We start from the raw sequence: 24010 nt of genomic DNA, 5'->3' as shown, positions 1-24010 counted from the left end.
TTACGCGCGCGAGTTGCGATGGTATGCCGAAGCTGGGAACGAACCGGCGGGACGCCTCCCTCCAGGAGCCCGGCATGGAATTCGACCACGTCGTCGGGGCCGGGTCGACCGGATGCGCCCTCGCCGCCAGGCTCTCTGAGGACACCTCGGTCCGGGTGGCGCTGCTGGAGGCGGGCGGGCCGGATCACGCCGGCGGCGGCCGACCCCCTCGCCGAGCCGGCCATCGACCCCGGCTACCTCACCGGGGAAGGCGATCTGCGGGTGATGATCCACGGCATCCGCCTCGCCGAGCGGCTGCTGGCCACCGAGCCGCTGACGGCGTACGCGGGCGAGCCGATGGCGCCGTACCGGGGCGGCGCGGACGACGACGAGGCCCTGGCCCGTCACATCCGCGCCACCTTTGAGACGCTCTACCATCCGGCCGGCACGTGCCGGATGGGCACCGACGACGAGGCCGTGGTCGACGCCGAGTTGCGCGTGCGCGGCGTTGGGGGCCTGCGCGCACGCCCGCTGACCCGAACCCGCGAGGCAAGGGTCAGATGCGGGACCAGGCCTCGCTCAGGACCGACCGCAGGATCTGCTCGATCTCGTCGAAGTGCGACTGGTCGCAGATCAGCGGCGGCGCGAGCTGGACGACGGGGTCGCCGCGGTCGTCGGCGCGGCAGTAGAGCCCCGCCTCGTACAGCGCCTTGTCGAGGAACCCGCGCAGCAGGCGCTCGCTCTCGTCGTCGTCGAACGTCTCCCGCGTCGCCTTGTCCTTGACCATCTCGATCCCGTAGAAGAACCCGTCGCCGCGCACGTCGCCGACGATCGGCAGATCATGCAGCTTCTCCAGGGTCGCCCGGAAGGCTCCCTCGTTCCGCCGCACGTGCCCGAGCAGGTCCTCGCGTTCGAACAAATCCAGATTGGCGAGCGCGACGGCCGCCGAGACGGGATGTCCGCCGAACGTGTAGCCGTGCGCGAACATCGCCTTGTCGCGCTTGAACGGCTCGAACAGCCGGTCGCTCACGAGCATCCCGCCCAGCGGCGAGTAGCCCGAGGTCACCCCCTTGGCGAAGGTGATGATGTCGGGCTGGTAGCCGAACTTCTCCGAGCCGAACATCGCCCCGAGCCGCCCGTACGCGCAGATCACCTCATCGGAGACCAGCAGCACGTCGTGCCGGTCGCAGATCTCGCGCACCCGCTGGAAATAGCCGGGCGGCGGCGGGAAACAGCCTCCCGAATTCTGCACCGGCTCCAGGAAGACCGCGGCGACCGTTTCAGGCCCCTCGAAGAGAATGGCCTCCTCGACCCGGTCGGCGGCCCACCGTCCGAACGCTTCGGGATCGTCGCGATGCTCGTTTGCGCGGTAGATGTTCGTGTTGGGCACACGGAACGCGCTGGGCACCAGCGGCTCGTAGGGAGCCTTGATGCCCGGCAGGCCCGTCAGCGACAGCGCTCCGTGCGGCGTGCCGTGGTAGGCCACCGACCGGCTGAGCACCTTGTGCTTGGTGGGCTTGCCGGTGAGCTTGAAGAAGTGCTTGGCGAGCTTCCAGGCGCTCTCGACCGCCTCGCCGCCGCCCGTGGTGAAGAACACGCGGTTGAGGTCGCCGGGAGCCAGGCCCGCCAGCCGTTCGGCGAGCTCGGCGGCCTTGGGGTGGGCGTACGACCAGAGCGGGAAGAACGCCAGCTCGGCGGCCTGCTTGGCGGCGGCCTGCGCGAGCTCCTCACGGCCGTGCCCGGCCTGGACCACGAAGAGGCCGGCGAGCCCGTCGAGGTAGCGGCGGCCCTGCGTGTCGTAGATGTACGCGCCGTCGCCGCGGACGATCATGGGAATCTCGCCGCCCTCGTAGGACGAGTGGCGGGCGAAGTGCATCCAGAGGTGGTCGCGGGCTGCTCTCTGTAGGGGCTCCTGCGTCGTCATTGCACACTTCCCTGTCACGAGCGATCCAGTTGTCCTGATGCTAGATGACTACGGAATCAGCTGTAAACACGTGCACAACCACCGAGATCCGAAGCGGAAAGTCCGAAACTCCACATCACCCCGTCCGTCGCCCGGGGTAACGTCACGCCGAGCGGCCACACGAGGAGGATCCGGCAGTGGAAACGATCAAGGCGAACGGGCTGGAGTTCGGCTACCTGTCGACCGGGGACGGCCCGCTGGCCCTGTGCCTGCACGGCTTCCCCGACTCCGCGCACACCTGGCGGCACCTCATGCCCGAACTGGCCGCCGCAGGCTATCGAGCCGTCGCCCCGTTCATGCGCGGCTACGCCCCCACCACCGTCCCGCCCGACGGCGCCTACCAGAGCGGCGCCCTGGCCGCCGACGCCAACGCCCTCCACGAGGCCCTCGGCGGCGACTCCGACGCCGTGATCATCGGCCACGACTGGGGCGCGTTCGCCACCTACGGCGCCACCGCCCACGCCCCCGACCGCTGGCGCAAAGCGGTCACCCTCTCGGTCCCGCCGATGAACGCGATGATGAGCGGATTCTTCAGCTACGACCAGCTGAAGCGCTCCTTCTACATATTCCTCTTCCAAACCCCCTTGGCGGAAATGGCCCTCGACCGCGCATTCGTCGAGGCCCTCTGGCGAGACTGGTCACCCGGCTACCACCCGACCGCCGACGTAGACAACGTCATGGAATGCCTCTCCACCCCCGCCAACATAGCCGCCGCCATCGGCTACTACAGAGCGATGCTCGACCCGTCCCGCCTCCTTGAGAAGTACGCCGCCGAACAGGAATCCGCCGTCAAAACTGGCGAACGCCCGACCCTCTACCTGCACGGCGTCCAAGACGGCTGCCTGAGCCCCGAAATGGCCGACCCGAACACCGTCCTGACCCATCTCCCCCCAAATTCCCGCGCCGACCTAATCCCCAACGCAGGCCACTTCCTCCAACTAGAAAACCCCAAAGAAGTAAACCGCCAAATCCTAACCTGGCTCTCCTAACCCCCAAAACAGCCCTCCCTGGCTGCGCCGAAATGACGGAGTAGGCCGAGGCTGCTTTGGTGCCCCTTTGGGGTTAGGGGCGGGGTATTAGGGATGCGGTGTGGAGGGTTGCGGTGAGGAGGTCGGGGTCGCCGGTTCTGTCGTAGGACTCGACGGCGGTGTCGGTGAATTTCAGGACGTGTTCGTCGCCGTGCTCGGCTGCGCGTTGGAGGGCGTCGTCGCGGGTGAGGGTGGGGTGGCGCTGGACGATCTCGGTGCGGGGGGCCGGGCGGGCCGGGGCGTACGTCGCGATGATCGCTGCTACCGCTGCCCAGGCCGCTGTGAAACTTGGCCACCATTGTTCGGGTGGCAGGACTGGAAGCACATGGCGCACGGCGTTGGGTGCGGTGGCCGTGTGGACTAGAAGGACTGGTGAGCCGTGGCCGAGCCCTAGGTACGCCTTGGCGGCGCTGTTGATGAGCGACTCCAGTTGGGCCGGGATCTCCTCGGTAGATGCGGGGGATTGCAGTGCGTGGAGGCTCGCGGGCCAGTCGGGGCTGCGTTCGAGCCTGTCGAGCCGGTGGGCGATGAAGCCGCTCTGCTCTTTGAGCCGGGTCACGGCTGGTAGGGCTTGGTGGGGTGAGAGGGAGCCCGCCGGGGCGGTCGCCCCGGCGAGCTCGCGGTAGCGCGCCGCCCAGAACGCCAGCCCGTGGGCCAGCTCGTCGAGGGCCTGGCGTGACGGGGTGCCGCGCAGGGTTCGCACCGCGTGGCCGACCCGGATCACGCCGTGGGTCGAGCCGCCCACGATCCCAGGCAGGAGGCGCGGCCACCATTCGGTGAGGACTTCCTGCCACGGGCGTTCGGTCAGCTCGTGCTGGAAGTAGGCGGCCCAGTCCGGTAGCCGCCGTGCCTGGACGCGAAGGCCGGCTGGCTCTGCTCCAAGCGCTGGTAGACCGGCCCGACGCGGGAATCGACCCCATCGTCGAGGCACTCGAGGCGTACCACGGCGTCACGATCGCCCCGGACTGGCCGCGCATCGACGCGTTGCTCAACGACGACATCGCCTACCGGCTCGACGCCCTCGCCGACGGCGGCGTCGACCGGATGATGAACAACCTGCACCCGTCGGTCACCTTCGCCGACCAGACGCTGAAGATCGTCAAGTACTACGAAGGGCACGCCGACTGCGGCGGGCGCGGCCTGCTCCTCGTGCCGTGCGCCTTCGCCTGGCCGGACGTCATCGTGCGCACCGCGCAACCGGAGTCGCCCAGCGTCTCCTACTCCCCTCGCGGTCTCGGCCGGCTCTGGGAAGAGCAGCCCAGGCAGCCCGGCGCCGCGCTCGCCGGAGTCCTCGGGCCCACCCGGGCTGCCCTCCTCGCCCAGCTCGACCTGCCGATGTCGACCAGCCAGGCCGCCACCCAGATGGCGTTCTCCGCACCGACGCTCAGCGTGCACCTCCAGGCCCTGCGCGCGGCCGGGCTCCTCACCTCGCGCCGGGCGGGACGGCAGGTGCTCTATTCGCGGACCGAACTCGGCGACCGGCTGCTCAGCGAGGCAGGCCGGCAGCCCGAGGACTGAGCCGCGGCAGAGGAGCGGGCCGCCTGGCCGGGTCTCACCAGGGGAGCGGCGCGCCTGACCGGCCGTCCGCGTCGCCGGTGAAGGTACCGGTCGGGCCGTCCGGCGCGAGGGTGGCGAGGCGGACGATCTCGGCGGCTCCCTGGGCGGCGGAACGGGGGCCCGTGTGGGCGTTGAGGTCGGTGGCGCAGTAGCCGGGATTCGCCGCGTTCACCTTGATCGGGGTGTCGGCCAGCTCCTTGGCGTAGGCGATGGTGACGGCGTTGAGCGCGGTCTTCGACGAGTTGTAGGCCAGCAGATTGAACGGGAAGAACGGGCTCTCTGGGTCGGTGAGAAGCGTCATGGAGCCGAGTTCGCTGGAGACGTTGACGATGCGGCCCGCGGGTGAACGGCGGAGGAGCGGCAGCATCGCGTTGGTCACCGCCACCACGCCGAAGACGTTGGTCTCGTAGGTGTTGCGGAGGGCCGAAACGGGGGTCGCGCTAGGGAGGACGGAGGCTTCGGCAGGTGCGATTCCGGCGTTGTTGATGAGGATGTCGAGCCGGTCCAGCTGGGACGCCGCGTCCTGGACGGAGGCATCGTCGGTCACGTCCAAGTGGACGAAGCGGGCGTCGATGCCGCCGTCGGCGGCGAGCTCGGCCGCGGCCTTCTCGCCTCGTTCGGGGGAACGGGAACCAAGGAGGACGGTGATCCCGGCGGCGCCCAGGGCGCGGGCGGTCTCGAAGCCGATGCCCTTGTTGGCGCCGGTGATGAGGGCGATGGAGTTCGTCATGCCGTCCAGGCTGGGACGGCGGGCGGCGCGGGAGGAGAGACCGCCCGAGGCTGGGATCGGCGGTACCACCCTGCGCGTGGTCGGCATACGCCCTGATGGGGGATGCTGGTGAACGTGGACAGGAACGAGCTGGCCGAGTTCCTGCGGTCGAGGCGCAACGGGATCCAGCCGCGGGACGTGGGGCTGGAGGCCGGGACGCGGCGCCGGACGCCGGGGCTGCGGCGCGAGGAGGTCGCTCGGCTGGCGGGGATGTCGGTCGACTACTACATCCGGCTGGAACAGGGCCGGGGGCCGCGGCCGTCCCGGCAGATCCTCGCGGCTCTGGCACGGGCGCTCCGGCTGACCGATGACGAGCGCGCCTACCTCTACAACGTCGCCGGCGAGCCGATGGGGCCGCCGGCCGGCCCGCCGCACGAGGTGCCCGCGGGCATCCTGCATCTGCTGGACCGGCTGGACGACACTCCGGCGTTCGTGCTGAGCGCCGAGTACGAGATCCTCGCCTGGAACGCGATGGCCGCGGCGCTGATCGCCGACTTCTCGGCGATGGAGCCCAGGGAACGCAACATGATCCGGTGGTTCTTCAATCCCGACACCGACGAGATCCTGGAACGGGACGAGGAGTATCTCGGGTTCGCCCGTGACAGCGTCGCCGATCTGCGGGCCGCGGCGGGCCGGTATCCGGAAGACCCGGGGATCAAGGAACTGGTCGCCGAGCTGAGCGCCAGGAGCGGGCTCTTCCGGAGGCTGTGGGAGGAGCGCCGGGTGGAGGTGCGGCGGAGCACCACCAAGCGGATCGTCCACCCGGTCGTCGGTCCGGTGGACCTGCACTGCGACGTGCTGCTCGTCCCGGAGAAGGACCAGAAGGTGGTGTTCTACACCGCCGCTCCCGGCACCGCCTCGTACGAGGCGCTCAAGCTGCTGCGCGTCGTGGGCGTCCAGTCCCTGTCAACGCCCTGACCTGCCGCCTCAGCTCGCGGGAAGCGGCTCACCACGCGGGAATCCGCTCACCATACTGGAAGCCGCGGCGGGCCGGGTGGCGCCGCCGCGGCTTCCGGGTGAGCCCTAGCGGAGCTCGCGCTTGAGGATCTTGCCGGTCGCGGTCATCGGGAGCTCGTCGCGGAACTCGACGATGCGCGGGTACTTGTAGTTGGCGAAGTTCTCCTTGCCCCAGGCGATCAGCTCGTCCTCGGTGACCGTGGCGCCCGGCGTGCGAATGATGTACGCCTTGACCTCTTCGCCGTGCGACTCGTGCGGGATGCCGACGACGGCGGCGAGGGAGACCTCCGGGTGGGTCATCAGGACCTCTTCGAGCTCCCGCGGGTAGACGTTGAAACCACCCCGGATGATCATGTCCTTGGAGCGGTCGATGATGAAGTAGTAGCCGTCCTCGTCCCGCCGGGCCACGTCACCCGTGCGGAACCAGCCGTCGTGGACGGCCTCCGCGGTCGCCTCGGGCCGCTTGTAGTAGCCCTTCATGATGTTGTGGCCGCGGACGGCGATCTCGCCGGGGCCCTCGCCCTCGATCTCCTTCCAGTCGTCGTCGATGAGCTTCATCTCGACGCCCCAGATGGGAAGGCCGACCGAGCCGGGCTTGGTGGGCCGGTCGGGCCGGTTGAACGAGGCGACCGGGGACGTCTCGGACAGGCCGTAGCCCTCCAGGATGTCCGCTCCGAACTTCTCCTTGATGCCCTTGAGCACCTCGAGCGGCAGCGCGGCGCCGCCGGAGACGGCCACGCGCAGGTTGTCGCGGATGACCGCGATGTCGTCAGCCGAGGTGTCGTCGGTGAGGAGCCCCCAGTACATGGTCGGCACGCCCGCGAAGATGTTGACCTTCTCCTTGACCATCAGCTCGATCGCCTGCTTGGCGTCGAAGCGAGGGAGGAGGACCTGGGTGGCCCGCCGGTACATGCCCACGTTCATCACGCAGGTCTGGCCGAAGATGTGGAACAGCGGCAGCGTCACCAGCGACGTGTCGTGCAGCGACTTCTTGAACAGCGTGTCGTCGATCATCGCGTTGGTCAGCAGGTTGCTGTGCGACAGCTCGGCGCCCTTCGGCTGGCCCGTCGTCCCGCTGGTGTAGATGATCACGGCGGTGTCGGTCGGGGCGGTCTGCACCGACTCGAACGTCGACGGCTGGCCGTTCAGCGCGGCCCAGAACAGCTCGGCGCCCTCGATCGGCGACTCGGTGGTGGCCAGGCTGGCGGGCAGCAGGAAGAAGTGCTCGCACTCGTCGGCCCGCTCGAAGCCGGCGTGCCCGGCCTCGCCCAGCGGCAGCTCCGGCGTGCCCTCGAAGCAGAAGAACGCCTTGGCGTCCGAGTCGCCGAGGTGGTAGGCGATCTCGCGCGGCTTGAGCAGCACGTTCAGCGGGACGACGACCGCGCCGGCCTTGAGCGCCCCGAAGTAGATCATCGGGAAGTAGGGCAGGTTCGGGCTCGAGAGCGCGACCTTGTCGCCCGGCTTGACGCCCCGCGAGACGAGGAGGTTGGCGACCTGGTTGGCGACCTGGTCCACGAACGAGTAGGAGAGCCGCAGATCTCCGAAGACCAGGGCTTCGCGATCGGGCGTCTCCCTGGCCGCGTCTTCCAGCAGAACGGAGAGATTGAGCATGGCACTCCTCGCGCACGGGGCATTGTCGCCAGGCGGTTATTACCGGCGAGTCTACGAGCGATTCGCCTCATATCGGCTCACGAATCTGACAATGCGCCCTCCCTTCCGCCCGCGATGACGTGCGTCTTTGTGATCAGTCCCCGCCCGGTCCGCGTGATCTTGTGCACGGTCACGAACGAGCGCCGTGCGCTGCCGGAGGATCAATGCGGAGGCCCCGGGCCTTGCTGCTGCGCTAGTCTTGAGGTATGCGACCCAGGCTGCTCCTTAGCCCGCCGCGTTGACGCACCGACGTTGACGCGGCGACCCCTCCTGCGCGAGGGGTCTCTTCATGTGCAGCGCCTGTCGGCACGAACACGAGCCGGACGGCAATGGGCAGGGCAGCCGGACGAATCCCGTACATAAGGACCGGAGTAGCGACCGTGAGCAGCGACGAGCAGTACGACCCCCGGGCGGTTCAGGACAAGTGGCAGGCCCGGTGGGCGGAGCTCGACCCGTTCAAGGCCGTCGAGGACGACGACGGCCGGGAGCGGCAGTACGCGTTGGACATGTTCCCCTACCCCTCCGGTGACCTGCACATGGGCCACGCCGAGGCGTTCGCCATCGGTGACGTGCCGGCCCGCTACTGGTTCCAGCGGGGCTACAACGTCCTGCACCCGATCGGCTGGGACTCGTTCGGCCTGCCCGCCGAGAACGCGGCGATCAAGCGCGACTCGCATCCGGCGGAGTGGACGTACGCCAACATCGACACCCAGGCGTCGTCGTTCAAGCGCTACGCGCCCTCGTTCGACTGGTCGCGGCGGCTGCACACGTCCGATCCCGAGTACTACAAGTGGACGCAGTGGCTGTTCCTGCGCTTCTACGAGCGCGGCCTGGCGTACCGCAAGGGCGGTCAGGTCAACTGGTGCCCGAACGACCAGACCGTCCTGGCGAACGAGCAGGTCGTGGGCGGCCACTGCGAACGGTGTGGCGCACTGGTCGAGAAGCGCGTGCTGACCCAGTGGTACTTCAAGATCACCGAATACGCCGACCGGCTGCTGGCGGACATGAAGCAGCTGGAGGGCAAGTGGCCCGAGCGCGTGCTGCTGATGCAGCGCAACTGGATCGGCCGTTCCACCGGCGCCGACGTCGACTTCGTGATCGAGGGCCGGGACGAGCCGGTCACCGTCTACACCACCCGGCCCGACACCCTGTACGGCGCGACGTTCATGGTCGTGGCCGCCGACGCCGACCTGGCCGAGGAGATCGTCGCGCCCGAGCAGCGCACCGCGTTCGAGGCCTACCGCGAGGAGGTCTCCCGCGAGAGCGAGATCGAGCGGCTGTCCACCGAGCGCGACAAGACCGGCGTCTTCCTGGGCCGGTACGCGATCAACCCGGTCAACGGCGAGCGCATCCCGGTCTGGGCCTCCGACTACGTGCTGGCCGAATACGGCCACGGCGCGATCATGGCGGTGCCCGCGCACGACCAGCGCGACCTCGACTTCGCGCTGAAGTTCGGGCTGGACGTGCGCGTCGTCGTCGACACCGGCGAGCCCGACCCGGTCGAGACCGGCGTGGCCACCGCCGGCGACGGCCGCCTCGTCAACTCCCCGGCGATCGACGGCCTGGCCAAGGCCGAGGGCATCGCGCGGATCATCGAGGTCCTGGCCGAGCGCGGCACGGGCAAGGCCTCGGTCAACTTCCGCCTGCGCGACTGGCTGGTCTCGCGGCAGCGCTTCTGGGGCTGCCCGATCCCGATCGTGCACTGCGAGGCCTGTGGCGAGGTGCCGGTGCCGGACGAGCAACTGCCCGTGCGCCTGCCCGACAACCTGCGCGGCGCCGACCTGGCGCCCAAGGGCACGTCGCCGCTGGCCGCGGCCGCCGACTGGGTGAACGTCGAGTGCCCCAAGTGCGGCGGCGCCGCCAAGCGCGACACCGACACCATGGACACCTTCGTCGACTCGTCCTGGTACTACTTCCGGTACTGCTCGCCGGGCTACACCGAGGGCCCGTTCGACGTCGAGCAGGTCCGCAAGTGGATGCCGGTCGACCAGTACACGGGCGGCGTCGAGCACGCCATCCTGCACCTGCTGTACAGCCGCTTCTTCACCAAGGTGCTGTACGACATGGGCATGATCGACTTCACCGAGCCGTTCACGCGCCTGCTGAACCAGGGCCAGGTGATCCTGAACGCCAAGGCGATGTCGAAGTCCACCGGCAACCTGGTCGACCTGGGCGAGCAGATCGGTGAGTACGGCGTCGACGTCGTACGGCTGGCGATGCTGTTCTCCGGGCCGCCGGAGGACGACATCGACTGGGCGGACGTGTCGCCCCGCGCCATGTCGAAGTTCCTGTCGCGCGTCCACCGCATCGCCTCCGAGGTCGCCTCCGCCCCCGGCGCCGACACCACGACCGGCGACGAGGCCCTGCGGCGCGTCACCCACCACACGATCTCCGAGGCCACGACCCTGGTCGAGTCGCACCGCTTCAACGTGGCGATCTCCCGGATCATGGAACTGGTCAACGCGACCCGCAAGGCCATCGACTCGGGCCCCGGCGCCGCCGACCCGGCCGTGCGCGAGGCCGCCGAGACGATCGCGATCCTGCTGTCGCTGTTCGCCCCGTACACCGCGGAGGAGTCGTGGGCGCTGCTGGGCCGTCCCGCGCCCGCCGCCAAGGCCGGCTGGCCCACCGCCGACCCGGCCCTGCTGGTGCAGGAGACGGTCACCTGCGTGGTCCAGGTCGCGGGCAAGGTCAAGGACCGCCTGGAGATCTCCCCGGACATCTCCGAGGCCGACCTGGAGGCGCTGGCCCTGGCCGCGCCGAAGATCCAGGACGTCCTGGGCGGCACGCCACCCCGCCGCGTCATCGTCCGCGCCCCCAAGATCGTCAACATCGTCCCCGGGGCCTGACCAAAGCGCCCATCACACTCGCGCAGACCGTCAGAATCCCTGACCGCCGCCGGGTCGGCGAGCCCGGCGGCGGCCATGCCGCGCGGGATCGTCGTGCCCGTGGGGCCGGACGCGCGCCCGGCGCCGGGGGAACTGCCCGGAATCGCCATCGGGAATGCCGCTCTCGGAGGCACTCTCGAACGTGTCGACCGGCAGGGCGCGAGCAGTCGGTGGTCCGTCGTCGCCCGCCGGAAGGACGGATCGCCGGCCGCGCATCATCCGCGAAGCACGGTATCCCTCCAAGGCATGGCCTTCGTCGGCTAGGGCGGCGCGCTCATGAACGACCACGCCATCGCCGGGCTCCGCCGCGTCGCCGAGCGGACCCGGCTGCTGGACGAGCGGCAGTGGCGGTCCACCGGACCGCACACCGCCGACGGGGTCAACGCCTTCGGGTGACTCACATCTTGCGCAGGACCGCCACCACGCGGCCGAGGACCGACGCCTCGTCGCCGGGGATCGGCTCGTACGCGGGGTTGGCCGGCATGAGCCAGATGTGGCCGTCCTTGCGCTTGAACGTCTTGACCGTCGCCTCGCCGTCGATCATGGCGGCGACGATGTCGCCCTGCTCGGCCACGGGCTGCTGCCGCACGACCACCCAGTCACCGTCGGCGATCGCGACCTCGATCATCGAGTCACCGGAGACCTTCAGCAGGAAGTGCGTGCCCTCACCGACCAGCTGCTTGGGCAGGGTGAACACGTCCTCGACGGCCTCCTCGGCCAGGATCGGGCCACCCGCGGCGATCCGTCCGACCAGCGGGACGTAGGCGGGTGCGGGACGGGACGAGGTCTCCTGGCCGCCCACCGCCTCGTAGGAGTCGGCCTCGGTCAGCACCGGCGTGGCGCCCGGCACGCGCACCTCGACCGCCCGCGGGCGGTTGGGGTCGCGCCGGAGGAACCCCTTGCGCTGCAGCGCGCGGAGCTGGTGCGACACGCTGGAGGTGCTCGTGAGCCCCACCGCTTCGCCGATCTCCCGCATCGACGGAGGGTAACCGCGGCGCTGGACCGAGTCGCGGATCACCTCGAGCACCATGCGTTGCCGCTGGGTGAGGCCGCTCTCGTCCATCGGCCCATCGGGCAACTCCCGGACCTTGCTCATCGCTGGTCGCCTCCCGGCGCTTCGATCCGTCACTCCTCGTCATGGAACGTTATCGCGTCAGAGCGGGATGATCAAACAATTGTTCGAAGAAAGTCCTCGCGTTTTGCCGGTGCCTGCGATAGAACATCGTACACGCGTTCGATCGAAAATGCTTTCGAAGATCAACGGCTGGGGGGTCGTGATGGTGGCGTACGCGAGGACGGGCGGCCCGGGGCCCCGTCCGGGCGATTCCGAGCTCCGGCCGGGCGTCAGGCTGACCCGCAGGGGCCGCGTCGTGCTGACCACGTTCGCCGCGAGCACGCTGCTCGTGGCGTTCTGGCTCACCGCGGGCCACGGCGCCCGAGCCGGCGACGACGAGGCCGCGCCCGCCTCCGCCCGCCTGCGGACCGTCGTCGTCGAGCCCGGCGACACGCTCTGGGACATCGCCTCCCGCCACACCCCCGAGTCCGACCCCCGCCGCACCGTCGACCGCATCATCGACCTCAACGGCCTGCCCGGCCCGGTCGTCCAGCCAGGCCAGCACCTCCGCCTCCCCACTCGCTAACGGGGCTGCGTTGACGAAGTTGCTCGCCTGACCGGTGACCGGATAGCGCTTCAGGCGTTTCTGATATGCCGCCCAGGCGGAGTCGAAATCGCGCGGGCCGGTGTCCTCGTTGCAGAAGGCGGCCTGGTTCATCGTCGGATTGATGCCCGCGGCTGCGGCAAAGGCGTCGGCTCACGTCGGACGGTCGTGATCGCGTCGGGTGGCTGGGGATGGACCGTTCCGGTCTGACCGGGGCGGCTGAAGGGGTGCTCGGGTGGCGAGCGAGACAGGTGATCGTGACCTTATCGTGACCTGGCGGCGGGAGGGCCTGGTTTCTGGGGGCTGCGGGGCGTGCGGGCGGTGATCTCGCGGTTGGCGGCGGGTGGGGCGCGGCCGGTGCTACGGATGTTCGATGGCGCAGGTCAGAGTGCGACACGCCGGGGCGGAACGCGGGAGGCTCGATGTGACCAGGGTCGACGCGAGAGGCCCCCGTTGAGGTTGCGAAGGCCCTCCGGGCGCCCTACGGTTGACCACAACATCTAGTAGTTACACGGATGTCATTAACCACAAGTTGTGTCTTGTGGTGGTTGATTTTGAACTGTCAGGGGAGGAGGGAACGCGTGCACTGCCCGTTCTGCCGTAACCCCGACAGCCGAGTGATCGACAGCCGTTCGACGGATGACGGCGCCGCAATTCGGCGGCGGCGGTCATGCCCCGAATGCGGCAAACGATTCACGACACAGGAGAACGTGCTTCAGATGGTGGCCAAGCGAAGCGGGGTCACCGAGCCGTTCTCGAGAGAAAAGATCATCGCCGGGGTGCGCAGGGCCTGCCAGGGCCGCCCGGTCGACGAGGATGCGCTCGCCAAGCTGGGGCAGCGGGTCGAAGAGGCGATCAGGGCGACCGGGGTTGCGGAAATCCCCTCGCACGAGATCGGCCTGGCGATCCTGGGGCCCCTCGGCGAATTGGACGAGGTCGCCTACTTGCGATTCGCCTCGGTCTACCGGGGCTTCGAGTCGCTGGACGACTTCGCCAAAGAGATCGATGCACTGCGCAGAACGGGTTCCTCGGGGGAACCCGACCAGCCTCGGTAGAGGCCGATACAGCAGACGGTTGAAAGCGCCCGCGGCCGGGATGAGCGGCCGTCAGGGCGGTGTTGTTCCTGGATAGGGCCCAGCGGGAGGCCCGAGAGGGGGAGTCATGACGGAGACGGTGAGCGGCTCGGCTCGGCGCGGCAAGGGGGGCCGCAAGGGGTTGAAGGTAGACCGCATCTTCACCAAGCCCGGCGTGCATCCGTACGACGAGATCCGCTGGGAACGTCGTGACGTGGTCATGACCAACTGGCGCGACGGCTCGGTCAATTTCGAGCAGCGCGGGGTCGAGTTCCCCGATTTCTGGTCGCTGAACGCGGCCAACATCGTGACGTCCAAGTACTTCCGTGGCGCCGTGGGCACACCGGAACGGGAATGGAGCCTCAAGCAACTGGTCGACCGCGTCGTGAAGATGTACGTCGACACCGGGCTCCAGAACGGCTATTTCGCCTCCGACCAGGACGCGGAGATCTTCGATCACGAACTGAAGTACGCGCTGGTCCACCAGCTTTTCAGCTTCAACTCCCCGGTGTGGTTCAACGTCGGCACCAAGTCCCCCCAGCAGGTGTCCGCGTGTTTCATCCTCTCCGTCGACGACTCCATGGAGTCGATCCTGGAGTGGTACAAGGAAGAGGGAACGATCTTCAAGGGCGGCTCCGGCTCCGGGGTCAACCTGTCCCGCATCCGTTCCAGCAAGGAACTGCTGTCGTCCGGCGGCACCGCCAGCGGCCCGGTCTCGTTCATGCGCGGCGCGGACGCGTCGGCCGGAACGATCAAGTCGGGCGGCGCCACCCGGCGCGCGGCCAAGATGGTCGTCCTGGACGTCGACCACCCGGACGTGGCCGAGTTCATCCAGACCAAGGCGCGTGAAGAGGACAAGATCCGGGCGCTGCGCGACGCCGGGTTCGACATGGACCTCGGCGGCAAGGACATCGTCAGCGTCCAGTACCAGAACGCCAACAACTCGGTCCGGGTGTCGGACGAGTTCATGCGGGCGATGGAGGCCGACGGCGACTTCGCGCTGCGCGGGCGGCTGACCGGCGAGGTCATCGAGACGGTCCGCGCCAAGGATCTCTTCCGGCTGATGGCCAAGGCGGCGTGGGAGTGCGCCGACCCGGGCATCCAGTACGACGACACGATCAACGACTGGCACACCAACCCCGAGTCGGGCCGCATCACCGCGTCCAACCCCTGCTCGGAGTACATGTCGCTCGACAACTCGTCCTGCAACCTCGCCAGCATCAACCTGCTGAAGTTCCTCGGCGCGGACGGCACGTTCGACGTCGAGCGGTTCGTCAAGCTGACCGAGCTGATCATCACCGCGATGGACGCGTCCATCACGTTCGCCGACTTCCCGACCGAGAAGATCGGCCAGACGACGCGCGACTACCGCCAGCTGGGCATCGGCTACGCCAACCTCGGCGCGCTGCTCATGGCGACCGGCCACGCGTACGACTCCGAGGGCGGCCGCTCGCTCGCCGCCACGATCACCTCGCTGATGACGGGCGTCGCCTACCGCCGCTCCGCCGAGCTCGCCGGCGTGGTCGGCCCGTACGAGGGGTACGCGCGCAACGCCGAGGCGCACAAGCGCGTCATGCGCAAGCACGCCGCCGCCAACGACGAGGTCCGCACGCTCGACGAGATCGACAAGGCCATCCACGCCGCCGCGACCAAGCAGTGGCAGGAGTGCCTCAAGGCCGGCGAGAAGTACGGCTACCGCAACGCCCAGGCGTCCCTGCTCGCGCCGACCGGCACCATCGGCCTGATGATGGACTGCGACACCACCGGCATCGAGCCGGACCTCGCGCTGATGAAGTTCAAGAAGCTCGTCGGCGGCGGCTCCATGCAGATCGTCAACCTCACCGTGCCGCGGGCGCTCGAGAAGCTCGGCTACCAGCAGGAGCAGATCGAGGCCATCGTCGAGTACATCTCCGAGCACGGCCACGTCGTCGACGCGCCCGGGCTGCGCCCCGAGCACTACGAGGTGTTCGACTGCGCCATGGGCGAGCGCGCGATCAGCCCGATGGGCCACGTGCGCATGATGGCCGCCGTCCAGCCGTTCCTGTCCGGCGCGATCTCCAAGACCGTCAACATGCCCGAGCAGGCCACCATCGAGGACATCGAGAAGGTCTACTACGAGGGCTGGAAGCTCGGCCTGAAGGCCCTGGCGATCTACCGCGACAACTGCAAGGTCGGCCAGCCTCTCTCCGCCGCGGGCAGCAAGACCAAGGAAGAGCCCGTCGCCGAGGCCCCGGCCGCGGCACGCCCCGTCCGCAAGCGCCTGCCCAAGCAGCGCCCCGCGACCGTGACCCGCTTCTCGGTCGCCGGTGCCGAGGGTTACATGACCGCCTCGTCCTACCCGGACGACGGTCTCGGCGAGGTGTTCCTCAAGCTCGGCAAGCAGGGTTCCACCCTCGCCGGAGTCATGGACGCGTTCTCCATGGCCATCTCCATCAGCCTCCAGTACGGGGTGCCGCTGGAGACCTGGGTGGAGAAGTTCACCAACCTGCGCTTCGAGCCCGCGGGCATGACGGACGACCCGGACATCCGCATGGCGACCTCGGTGATGGACTACATCTTCCGCCGCCTCGCGCTCGACCACCTGCCGTACGAGGAGCGCGCCGAGCTCGGCATCTTCACCGCCGGTGAGCGTGCCATGCAGGCCAACGGCGAGGACCCGGCGTCCCTTCACACCGACGCCGAACTCGAGCACGAGACGCTGGCCCAGTCCGCCGAGATCACCAAGCCGGTGACCGCCGCCAAGCCGGCCCCGGCCCCGGCGGCCAAGGCGCACTCGTCGATGGAGGTCATCGAGAGCCGCCAGGGCCGCACCGCCGACGCGCCCCTCTGCCTCACCTGCGGCACGAAGATGCGCCCGGCGGGCAGCTGCTACGTCTGCGAAGGCTGCGGCTCCACCAGCGGCTGCAGCTGATCTAGCTTCGTGACGGCCTGAAAGCCAGGTCAGATCGAAATGTGGTCACCGCCGAGGGGATCATGTCGCACTGGACGCGACATGATCCCCTCGGTCGTTGGCCGCGGCTGAGAAGAAGACGCCAGCCCAGGGTTTCTTCCTGGCCGCCACGTCCCGGCGGGAAGCGAGGCGGAATCGTCGGCGCGTCAGAGCATTCCGTGGGGAACGTCCTTGGGCCCAGGGACCGGCTGCTGGACGTCCCAGTGCTCGGCGATCAACCCGTCCTCGACCCGCCACAGGTCGACGACGGCGACGCCGCGTTCGTCCCCGGGAGGCGTCATCAGATAGTGCACCACCGCGTACTGCTCGTCGGCGATGACCCGTTTGAGGTCGAACCGGGCGTCGGCGACCGGTGACTTGGCGATGAACTCGATGAACGCGTCGCGTCCCGAAGGATTTCCGGGGCTGTGCTCGATGAAGTCCTCCTTGAGGACGGTCCGGAGGTACTCGATGTTCCCGTTGACGAACTCCTCATAAGTGCGCTCGACGAGCTGCTTGTTACGTACGGCTTGCGTGGTCTCGTTCATGCCGCGACCCTCGCAACGCCCCATGACCGCTGTCGATTACATGCCGTGTAGTGGTGTCGGCCGGCGTGCGTCCGGTAGAACCGCTGCATGACGGATCGTCCTGTCGGGGAGTTGTTGCGAGAGTGGCGGCACCGGCGCAAGCTCAGCCAGCTTGACCTGGCCATACAGGCGGACGTGTCGCCGCGGCATGTCAGCTTCGTGGAAACCGGGCGGACGATTCCCAGCCGCCCGATGGTGCTGCATTTGGCCGAACATCTCGGCGTTCCGCTGCGCGAGCGCAACCGGCTCCTCGTCGCGGCAGGTCACGCTCCTGTGTATCGGCAGCGTCCGTTGGACGACCCGGATCTCGCCAAGGCCCTGGAGGCAGTGCAACGAGTGTTGCGCGGGCACGAGCCGTTCCCCGCCGTCGCGCTGGATCGCCGCTGGAACCTGCTCCTGGCCAACTCGGCGATCGACGTGTTCATGGCGGACGTTGATCCGGAGTTGCTGGAGCCGCCGGTCAACATGATGCGGCTCGGCTTGCATCCGAAGGGCCTCGCGTCGCGGGTGAGCAATCTGGCCCAGGTGCGCGCGTTCTTGATGCCGCGCCTCGCTCGCCAGGTCGCGCAGACCGGCGACCCGGCGCTGAGCGAGCTGCACGAGGAGCTGGTCTCGTACGGCACGGACGGCGAACTGCCCGCGCCTGATCCGGCCGACGTCGCCCTGCCCATCCGGATTCGTCACCACGGTGTCGAACTCAGCCTGTTCAGCACGATCACCATGTTCGGAACGGCCTTCGACATCACTCTCGAAGAGATCGTCATAGAGGCCTTCTTCCCCGCCGACGACCGAACCGCCGCGTTCCTTAGAAGGCCTACCGCACGTTGACGGCGGCCGTGTCCGTTGGCGACCGACGAAGACCGCATCGATGTCTGTTCAGACGGAGGGAAACGTGGCGGCCCAGGGCTCGTGGTCGAGCTGGAGAGAGTTGGCCAGTTGGCCGATGGTGCGATACCAGCCCGTCAGCACAACGAACTCCAGCATTTGGGCTTGGTCGTAGTGCTCAGCGAGTTCGTCCCAGACGTTCTGCGAGAGGTTCGCCGAGTCGTGCAGCTCGTCGACCGCTTGGATCAGGGTGCGTTGTCTGGCCGTCCAAGGGGTGGGGTCCCCGGTCACAGTGGCGTCGATCTGCTCCTTCGTGAGGCCGACCGCTTCCGCGAAGGTCGTGGCGTGGACGCCCCATTCGTACTCGCAGCCGCTCCGTGCGCAGGATCGTGCGATGACGATCTCGCGGTCTTGTGCGGACAGCTTGCCGTGGGCCAGCAGTCCGGCACCCAGGACGCGCATTCGCGAGGCCAGTTCGGAGTTCTGGTGGAGCACGCGGAAGAGCTGGAGCGGCTCGTGCGTGACGCCGGGCGGCATCCACTTGCGCAGTGCTTCGCCGATCTCGGGTGTGTACGGGGGAGTGAGCGGTTCGACGCGCGGCATGGATCAACCCTTCGGGTGCTTCTGTTTCCGAATCACTATCCCGCTTCGAAATCAGAAGCGCAAGGGGATGGTCGCGGCCGGGTGGCCTCAGCTCTCCTCGGACAACGTCGACGCCCAGCGTTCAGACCAGCCGGCGAGCGGACGCAGTGCCTCGTGGGCCTCGTGGCCAAGGGCTGTGAGCGCGTACTGCCCTTCAGGCGTCTGCTCGACGAGGCCCGCTTGGGTGAGTTCGACCAGACGCTGTCGCAGCACGCTCGACGACATGTTGTCGCATCGCTGCTGGAGCGGCCGGAATCCCTGCGCCCCGTCCTGCAGTTCCCAGACGATCCGCAACGTCCAACGCCGACCGAACAGATCAAGCGCGGCCATCAAGGGACGTCCGGTGCTGGATCCCCGGACCGGCCGCCCGGGCGTAGGCGTCGTCATCGAACCCCCGCGTTTCGTTTTCCGAAACGCTAGCACCCGCACGCATTCCACCTGCTCCGCCTTGCTGGCACACGCGCGTCCGGGAGTTCCAGATCGACATCCCGGCGCCGCGCCCGACTTCACTGGTGATGAGTCGAAGCTGACCCAGGAGCAGGACCGGCGCCCGGCGCTGGGAGCGAGGTGATCAGTGGTGACAACAGGGTCGGGGGCGTGGTCAGTGGCGGGATAGGGCTGGGGTGGGCTGAGCTGTGGCCGGGCCTGCCGGTACGAGGGCGGCGCGGCGTTCGGGCTTGGCGATGAGGCGCCAGGCGGCCACGGTCGCGACGAGGTAGGCGATGCCGATGGCCAGGAACGCCTCGGCGGTGCCGGTCGTCCAGTCGGGGGCGGCGGCGAGCATGGCTCCGATGACCGCGATCCCCACCAGCGTGCCGACCTGGCGATTGGCGTTGAGGACGGCGCCCGCCACGTTCCCGTTCTCCGGGCCGGCGGCGTCCACCATGGCGGCGGTCATCGCGGGCGAGATGATCCCACCGGCGATGCCGGTGACGGCCAGGGCCAGCGCGACCTGCCAGTACGGGGTGGCCGGGGAGATCGCGGCCATCGCGAGCGAGGCCGCGGCGGCGACCAGGAGCGAGATGCTCAGCAGCGGGCCGTTGGCGAAGCGTGCGGAGATGCGCGCGAACGTGATGTTGCTCAATGGCAGGAACACGGTCAGCGGCAGGATTTCCAGCCCGGCGCGAAGAGGCGACGCACCGCGGGCGTGCTGGAAGTACAGGCCGACCAGAAAGAGCACGCCGTAGAACGCCGCGTTGAAGAGGAAGCCCACGGCGTTGGCCCCTGCGAAGCGCGGTCCCCGGAACAGCGTCCACGGCATGACGGTCGTCCGGGCGCGACGTTCACGCACCAGCAGCAGCGCGGTGGCGATCACCGTGGTGGCGGCCGCCGCCAGGACGGCGGCCGAGGTCCAGCCGCGCTGCGGACCCTCGATGAGCGCGAAGCTCAACGCGGCCAGCGCGACGATCAACGTGGCGTGCCCCGGAACGGCCAGCGACGCCTTCTGGCCGGCGTCGGCGCGGGCGACGAAACGCCTGGTCAGGGTCATTCCGAGGAGTCCGACGGGCAGATTGATCAGGAAGATGCTCTGCCATCCGAGCGCGCTGACCATGATGCCGCCGACCGTCGGCCCGAGCGCCACGGACGACGACACGATCGCCGACCAGAGACCGAGCACCCTGGTTCGCTCACGTGGGTCCGGGAACGCGTGGACAAGCAAGGCCAGCGAACTCGGCATGAACAACGCCGCGCCCGCGCCCTGCAGGAGCCGCGCCGCGATCAGCAGTTCGATCGTGGGGGCGAGGGCGCTCGCCAGCGAGGCGGCAACGAAGATCGCCATGCCCCACAGGTAGACGGTGCGGGCGCCGACCCGGTCCGCCAGGCCCCCGGCGAGCATGAGCAGGGCGGCGAACGTCAGCACGTATCCGTCGACGGCCCAGGTGAGCTGGGTCAACGACGCGTTCAGTCGTTCCTGGATGGTGGCGCCCGCGACCTGCATCACCGTCGCGTCCAGTCCCGCCATCACGAACCCCGCGGCCAGCGCGGTGATCTTCATGGCAGGACGTCCCTCGTTGACTGGCATGGCCCAACCTCACGTCCCCTCACTCTAAACGGACTGACGCCGTCCGCTTCGAGTGACACTAGGGCAAGCGGACGTAGCCTGTCCACTTAAATCGGACGGCTCGCGTCCGCTTATTGTTAGGCTGGGAACCATGAGCACAGTGACCGCGGTGGACCGGCTGCTCGACGACGGTTCCGGTCACCGCCCACGCGCCGACGCCCGCCGCAATGTCGAACGCCTGGTCGTCGCCGCGCGCGAGGCCGCGGCCGAGGGCGGCGAGATCACCGCCCACGAGATCGCGCGGCGGGCGGGAGTGGGCGTCGGCACGTTCTATCGCCGCGTCGGCTCCCTCGAGGTGCTCCTGCAGGCCGTGCTCGGCGAGGTGCTCGACGAGATCGTGGCGGCGGCGGACCAGGGTCTCGCCGACCCCGACCCCTGGACGGGCTTCTGCCGCTTCGCGGGTTCGTACATCCGGCTGCGGAACGAGCTCTGCGACATCAACGAGGCGCTCGGCGGCATCATCGACCACGAGCGCACCGTCCTTCGCGACCGCATCCGCCTCCTGGCCGAGCGCGCCCAAGCCGCCGACGCCATGCGCACCGATGTGACCTGGCAGGACGTGGCGTTCCTGCTGGTCTCGACCTCGACCGGCGACCACACCCTGGGGCTGCGCGCCGGCGCCCTGCAGTGGGAACGCAACCTCCAGATCGTCCTGGACGGCCTGCGCACCGATCACCCGAGCACCCTCCCCGGCGATCCACCCCGACTCCCCACCACCTGAGATCGAGCCCGGCAACGGTGCCAGTGATCTTTGAGGCCGAGTAGCCAGTCTTCTCGAAGCCTTTGGCCAGGCGGAATCTGGACGAGGGCCTGGCCGTTGACCTTGTACGTGACACACGGTGAGTACAAGGTGCCCGGTGGGAAGCTCGTGGCCGTCGACCTGGAGGTCGAGGACGGCCGCCTTCGGCACGTAAGGGTCAGCGGGGACTTCTTTCTGGAGCCGGACGAGGCCCTGGACAGCATCAATTCCGCCCTGGAGGGGATGTCCGCCGGGCTGGAGGCCCGCGACTTCGCCAGCCGAGTGCAAGCAGGCTTGCCTCACGGCACCGTCATGCTCGGCGTCTCGTCGGAGGCCATCGGCATCGCGGTCCGCCGCGCGCTGGCGCACGCGTCCGACTGGCGCGATCACGACTGGCGGCTGATCCATACCGAACCGCAGGCTCCGGCCCTGCACATGGCGCTGGACCAGGTCCTGGCCGAGGAGGTCGGTGCCGGCCGCCGCCCGCCCACGCTGCGCGTGTGGGAATGGGCGTCGCCTTCGGTGATCATCGGTAGTTTCCAGTCGTTGCGGAACGAGGTGGACGCCGAGCAGGCCGAGCGCCACGGGGTCACGGTCGTCCGCCGGATCAGCGGTGGCGGGGCGATGTTCGTCGAGCCCGGAAACACGATCACCTACTCGCTCTACGCGCCGGAGACGCTCGTGGCCGGAATGTCCTTCGCCGAGAGCTACGCCTTCCTGGACGACTGGGTGCTGGGCGCGCTCGGCGACCTCGGGATCAAGGCCTGGTACCAGCCGCTGAACGACATCGCCTCCGCCAACGGAAAGATCGCCGGAGCCGCCCAGAAACGCCTGGCGGCAGGAGCGGTCCTGCACCACGTGACCATGGCGTACGACATCGACGCCGGCAAGATGACCCAGGTGCTCCGCATCGGACGCGAGAAGATCTCCGACAAGGGCATCGCGAGCGCCAAGAAGCGCGTCGACCCCCTCCGCAGCCAGACCGGCCTGCCCCGCGAGCAGATCATCGACCGAATGATCGCTCACTTCCGCACCCGATACGGCCTTACCGACGACCACCTGACAGAGACCGAACTTCGCGCGGCCGAGAAACTGGCCGCCGAGAAGTTCACCAACCCATCCTGGACAACCCGCGTCCCCTGACACCACCCACACTGGCCGAGGCGGCGCCGGGGCGTTAGGCGGGCTTTCTGAGGGTGTCACTGGCAGCGTGTTCAATGCGTACATGGAGATCGACAAGCAACGGCCGGGATTGTTTTGGGATGTGCAGGCAGGGCGGGTTCCGCCACCGCCGGCGGCGGTGACGCTGGGATGGGAACTCGTTGAGATCGATCCGGACGAGGGCACCATTCAGGTGGCCTTTCAGGCAGGCGAGCAGTTCGTGAACCCGGTCGGCGTGATTCAGGGTGGCTTCCTGGCGGCGATGCTCGACGACACGCTGGGGCCGGCGCTGGTCGCGACATTGCCGGAGAACCAGTTCGCGCCGACTCTTGATCTGCATGTCCAGTTCCTGCGTCCCGCTCGTCCGGGACGACTTCTGGGGCACGGCAGGATCGTCAAACGCGGCAAGGACGTCTGCTTTCTTGCTGGTGAGCTCCTCGGGCCCGATGGCAAGACGGTCGCGGTGGCGACCGCGACAGCGCGCATTCAGACGGTGACATAGCCCTTCCACAGAAGGGGAGTGGCCTCCTGGTTTGAGGCGTTAAGGGCTTTCGGGTCGGTGGGTGGAGTGGTGTGGCTTTAGGGAGGTGGTGGGTGTGCGTTGCGGATCTCTGTCGCGGGCAGGGGCTCCAGACGGTCTCCGTTCAGCTGCCAGCTGCGGACGGTCTCGCTGTTGTGGTCGTGGGAGCGGATGGTGACTGCCGCCGACCCGCCCAGGGCGTACGCGGCGGCGAGGATCGTGGTGAAGATGTCCAGCTGAGGGCTGTGCGACAAGACTCGGTGGGCTGTTCTTTCGACCTTGGCCTGGATCGAGAGTTGGTCCGGACCTGCGTCCATGACGCAGGTGAGCAGATGGGCTCCAGGGCCAAGGTCACGTAGGAGAGCGTGGACGATCGTGCTCGCGAATGTGATCGCCTGCTGGGCCGGGTCGTGAGGCTCGGTGGCGATCGCGAGGAGCTCCAGGGCGGCGGCCGCGGTGCGTTCGTCATCGCGTTGGTGGCTCAGTTTGCGGAGCAGCACATCTAGCGGCTCGCCCGCGTAGAGCCGCGGCGGGAGGAGACGGGGGTCCGCGGAGTACTGAGCTCGGCTCTGGAGCCGGTCGGTCTGGAGGCTTTCGGCTGCGCAGAACGAGCGGTAGTCCTCGGGATCGAAGGGGCGGACCCAGATCTGGCCTCCGTGGCGTCGCAGTTCGCGAAGGACTAAGTGGGTGCGTTCGCGGTATTTGCTGTAATCGCCGAACTCGGACGTCGGGTGTGCCTGGCGCATGGCCTTGTAGTCAGCTTCGCTGCAGAGCAGGGCGACGGTGACCTCCGGCCCTGGTCGCTGGACTGCGGACGGTGTCCTGCGGTGGCGGGGATTGCGGTTCTTGGTCACGGGAGCTCCTCGATCGGATACGTGCCGGAGTTGGATGACTTCGTACTGCGACCAAGGTAGTCCGCGCGTCTGACAGTTCGGCGTCGTCGCGAAGGGGCATGGACGCGACGCCGATGGACGGTTCGAGTGATCACACCGGCGCACGCCGGTGGAGCTCGTTTCTGGCGGC

The 24010-nt window shown here is 68.6% G+C and carries 21 protein-coding genes and 1 pseudogene; 12 read left to right on the top strand and 10 right to left on the bottom strand.

Annotation, left to right across the window (positions count from 1 at the left end; genetic code table 11):
* Positions 1-18 precede the first annotated feature (18 nt).
* Positions 19-441, top strand: a pseudogene (locus ACGFNU_RS29255) (GMC oxidoreductase); the annotation flags it as partial.
* Between the two features lie 94 nt (positions 442-535).
* Here the strand turns inward: ACGFNU_RS29255 and ACGFNU_RS29250 are convergent.
* Positions 536-1903 (bottom strand): aspartate aminotransferase family protein, encoded by a 1368-nt coding sequence (locus tag ACGFNU_RS29250; protein ID WP_392598670.1) that lies wholly within the window; start codon positions 1901-1903, stop codon positions 536-538.
* Between the two features lie 176 nt (positions 1904-2079).
* On the opposite strand from ACGFNU_RS29250, the gene ACGFNU_RS29245 reads away from it, so the two are divergent.
* Positions 2080-2931: an alpha/beta fold hydrolase gene (locus ACGFNU_RS29245; RefSeq protein WP_392598668.1), complete on the top strand. Its 852-nt coding sequence runs from the start codon at positions 2080-2082 to the stop codon at positions 2929-2931.
* A gap of 73 nt (positions 2932-3004) precedes the next feature.
* Here ACGFNU_RS29245 and ACGFNU_RS29240 read toward each other — a convergent pair whose 3' ends face one another.
* Positions 3005-3901: a questin oxidase family protein gene (locus tag ACGFNU_RS29240; RefSeq protein WP_392598666.1), complete on the bottom strand. Its 897-nt coding sequence runs from the start codon at positions 3899-3901 to the stop codon at positions 3005-3007.
* Here ACGFNU_RS29240 and ACGFNU_RS29235 point away from each other — a divergent pair.
* Complete coding sequence (locus ACGFNU_RS29235) at positions 3817-4488, top strand: DUF5937 family protein (RefSeq protein ID WP_392598664.1); 672 nt, start codon at positions 3817-3819, stop codon at positions 4486-4488. The genes ACGFNU_RS29240 and ACGFNU_RS29235 overlap by 85 nt on opposite strands.
* A 34-nt stretch (positions 4489-4522) precedes the next feature.
* Here the strand turns inward: ACGFNU_RS29235 and ACGFNU_RS29230 are convergent, their stop codons facing one another.
* Positions 4523-5257 carry an SDR family oxidoreductase gene (locus tag ACGFNU_RS29230; protein ID WP_392598662.1) on the bottom strand — a complete coding sequence of 245 codons (735 nt, stop codon included), beginning with the start codon at positions 5255-5257 and terminating at the stop codon, positions 4523-4525.
* A 114-nt stretch (positions 5258-5371) separates the two neighbouring features.
* Here ACGFNU_RS29230 and ACGFNU_RS29225 point away from each other — a divergent pair, with 114 nt between their 5' ends.
* Complete coding sequence (locus tag ACGFNU_RS29225; protein WP_392598660.1) at positions 5372-6214, top strand: helix-turn-helix transcriptional regulator; 843 nt, start codon at positions 5372-5374, stop codon at positions 6212-6214.
* A 105-nt stretch (positions 6215-6319) separates the two neighbouring features.
* Here the strand turns inward: ACGFNU_RS29225 and ACGFNU_RS29220 are convergent, their stop codons facing one another.
* Complete coding sequence (locus ACGFNU_RS29220) at positions 6320-7864, bottom strand: long-chain fatty acid--CoA ligase (protein WP_392598658.1); 1545 nt, start codon at positions 7862-7864, stop codon at positions 6320-6322.
* A gap of 368 nt (positions 7865-8232) precedes the next feature.
* Here ACGFNU_RS29220 and leuS point away from each other — a divergent pair, with 368 nt between their 5' ends.
* Positions 8233-10752, top strand: coding sequence for a leucine--tRNA ligase (gene leuS, locus ACGFNU_RS29215; protein ID WP_392598657.1), 2520 nt, complete (start codon positions 8233-8235; stop codon positions 10750-10752).
* A 436-nt stretch (positions 10753-11188) separates the two neighbouring features.
* Here leuS and lexA read toward each other — a convergent pair whose 3' ends face one another.
* Positions 11189-11887 (bottom strand): transcriptional repressor LexA, encoded by a 699-nt coding sequence (lexA, locus tag ACGFNU_RS29210; RefSeq protein WP_392598656.1) that lies wholly within the window; start codon positions 11885-11887, stop codon positions 11189-11191.
* A gap of 148 nt (positions 11888-12035) precedes the next feature.
* Between lexA and ACGFNU_RS29205 the strand changes: the two genes are divergently transcribed.
* The 3 genes from ACGFNU_RS29205 to ACGFNU_RS29195 all read left to right on the top strand — a co-directional run bounded on the left by ACGFNU_RS29205 (position 12036) and on the right by ACGFNU_RS29195 (position 16433).
* Positions 12036-12431 (top strand): LysM peptidoglycan-binding domain-containing protein, encoded by a 396-nt coding sequence (locus ACGFNU_RS29205; RefSeq protein WP_392598655.1) that lies wholly within the window; start codon positions 12036-12038, stop codon positions 12429-12431.
* A gap of 599 nt (positions 12432-13030) precedes the next feature.
* Positions 13031-13504, top strand: coding sequence for a transcriptional regulator NrdR (gene nrdR / locus ACGFNU_RS29200; RefSeq protein ID WP_392598653.1), 474 nt, complete (start codon positions 13031-13033; stop codon positions 13502-13504).
* Between the two features lie 106 nt (positions 13505-13610).
* Positions 13611-16433 carry a vitamin B12-dependent ribonucleotide reductase gene (locus ACGFNU_RS29195; protein ID WP_392598651.1) on the top strand — a complete coding sequence of 941 codons (2823 nt, stop codon included), beginning with the start codon at positions 13611-13613 and terminating at the stop codon, positions 16431-16433.
* Positions 16434-16618: 185 nt separating this feature from the next.
* Here ACGFNU_RS29195 and ACGFNU_RS29190 read toward each other — a convergent pair whose 3' ends face one another.
* Positions 16619-16999: a nuclear transport factor 2 family protein gene (locus tag ACGFNU_RS29190; RefSeq protein WP_392598650.1), complete on the bottom strand. Its 381-nt coding sequence runs from the start codon at positions 16997-16999 to the stop codon at positions 16619-16621.
* 87 nt (positions 17000-17086) lie between these two features.
* Here ACGFNU_RS29190 and ACGFNU_RS29185 point away from each other — a divergent pair, with 87 nt between their 5' ends.
* Positions 17087-17866 (top strand): helix-turn-helix domain-containing protein, encoded by a 780-nt coding sequence (locus tag ACGFNU_RS29185; protein ID WP_392598648.1) that lies wholly within the window; start codon positions 17087-17089, stop codon positions 17864-17866.
* 48 nt (positions 17867-17914) lie between these two features.
* Here the strand turns inward: ACGFNU_RS29185 and ACGFNU_RS29180 are convergent, their stop codons facing one another.
* The 3 genes from ACGFNU_RS29180 to ACGFNU_RS29170 all read right to left on the bottom strand — a co-directional run bounded on the left by ACGFNU_RS29180 (position 17915) and on the right by ACGFNU_RS29170 (position 20528).
* The gene (locus ACGFNU_RS29180; RefSeq protein WP_392598647.1) at positions 17915-18466 is read right to left on the bottom strand and encodes a carboxymuconolactone decarboxylase family protein; all 552 of its coding nucleotides are present in this window, start codon (positions 18464-18466) and stop codon (positions 17915-17917) included.
* An 87-nt stretch (positions 18467-18553) separates the two neighbouring features.
* Entirely contained in the window at positions 18554-18835 is a 282-nt protein-coding gene (locus ACGFNU_RS29175) for a winged helix-turn-helix transcriptional regulator (protein ID WP_392598646.1), read from the bottom strand.
* 271 nt (positions 18836-19106) lie between these two features.
* Complete coding sequence (locus ACGFNU_RS29170) at positions 19107-20528, bottom strand: MFS transporter (protein WP_392598644.1); 1422 nt, start codon at positions 20526-20528, stop codon at positions 19107-19109.
* Positions 20529-20658: 130 nt separating this feature from the next.
* Here ACGFNU_RS29170 and ACGFNU_RS29165 point away from each other — a divergent pair, with 130 nt between their 5' ends.
* The 3 genes from ACGFNU_RS29165 to ACGFNU_RS29155 all read left to right on the top strand — a co-directional run bounded on the left by ACGFNU_RS29165 (position 20659) and on the right by ACGFNU_RS29155 (position 22969).
* Positions 20659-21288, top strand: coding sequence for a TetR/AcrR family transcriptional regulator (locus ACGFNU_RS29165; RefSeq protein WP_392598642.1), 630 nt, complete (start codon positions 20659-20661; stop codon positions 21286-21288).
* Positions 21289-21396: 108 nt separating this feature from the next.
* Positions 21397-22449 (top strand): biotin/lipoate A/B protein ligase family protein, encoded by a 1053-nt coding sequence (locus ACGFNU_RS29160; protein ID WP_392598640.1) that lies wholly within the window; start codon positions 21397-21399, stop codon positions 22447-22449.
* An 82-nt stretch (positions 22450-22531) separates the two neighbouring features.
* Positions 22532-22969, top strand: coding sequence for a PaaI family thioesterase (locus tag ACGFNU_RS29155; RefSeq protein ID WP_392598639.1), 438 nt, complete (start codon positions 22532-22534; stop codon positions 22967-22969).
* 77 nt (positions 22970-23046) lie between these two features.
* Here ACGFNU_RS29155 and ACGFNU_RS29150 read toward each other — a convergent pair whose 3' ends face one another.
* Complete coding sequence (locus ACGFNU_RS29150; RefSeq protein WP_392598637.1) at positions 23047-23841, bottom strand: hypothetical protein; 795 nt, start codon at positions 23839-23841, stop codon at positions 23047-23049.
* Positions 23842-24010: the final 169 nt, after the last annotated feature.

It is taken from the genome of Spirillospora sp. NPDC048911, assembly GCF_043198015.1.
Lineage (GTDB): Bacteria > Actinomycetota > Actinomycetes > Streptosporangiales > Streptosporangiaceae > Spirillospora.
The sequence above is the reverse complement of the archived record's forward strand: the minus strand, read 5'-3'. Positions and strand labels throughout refer to the sequence as shown.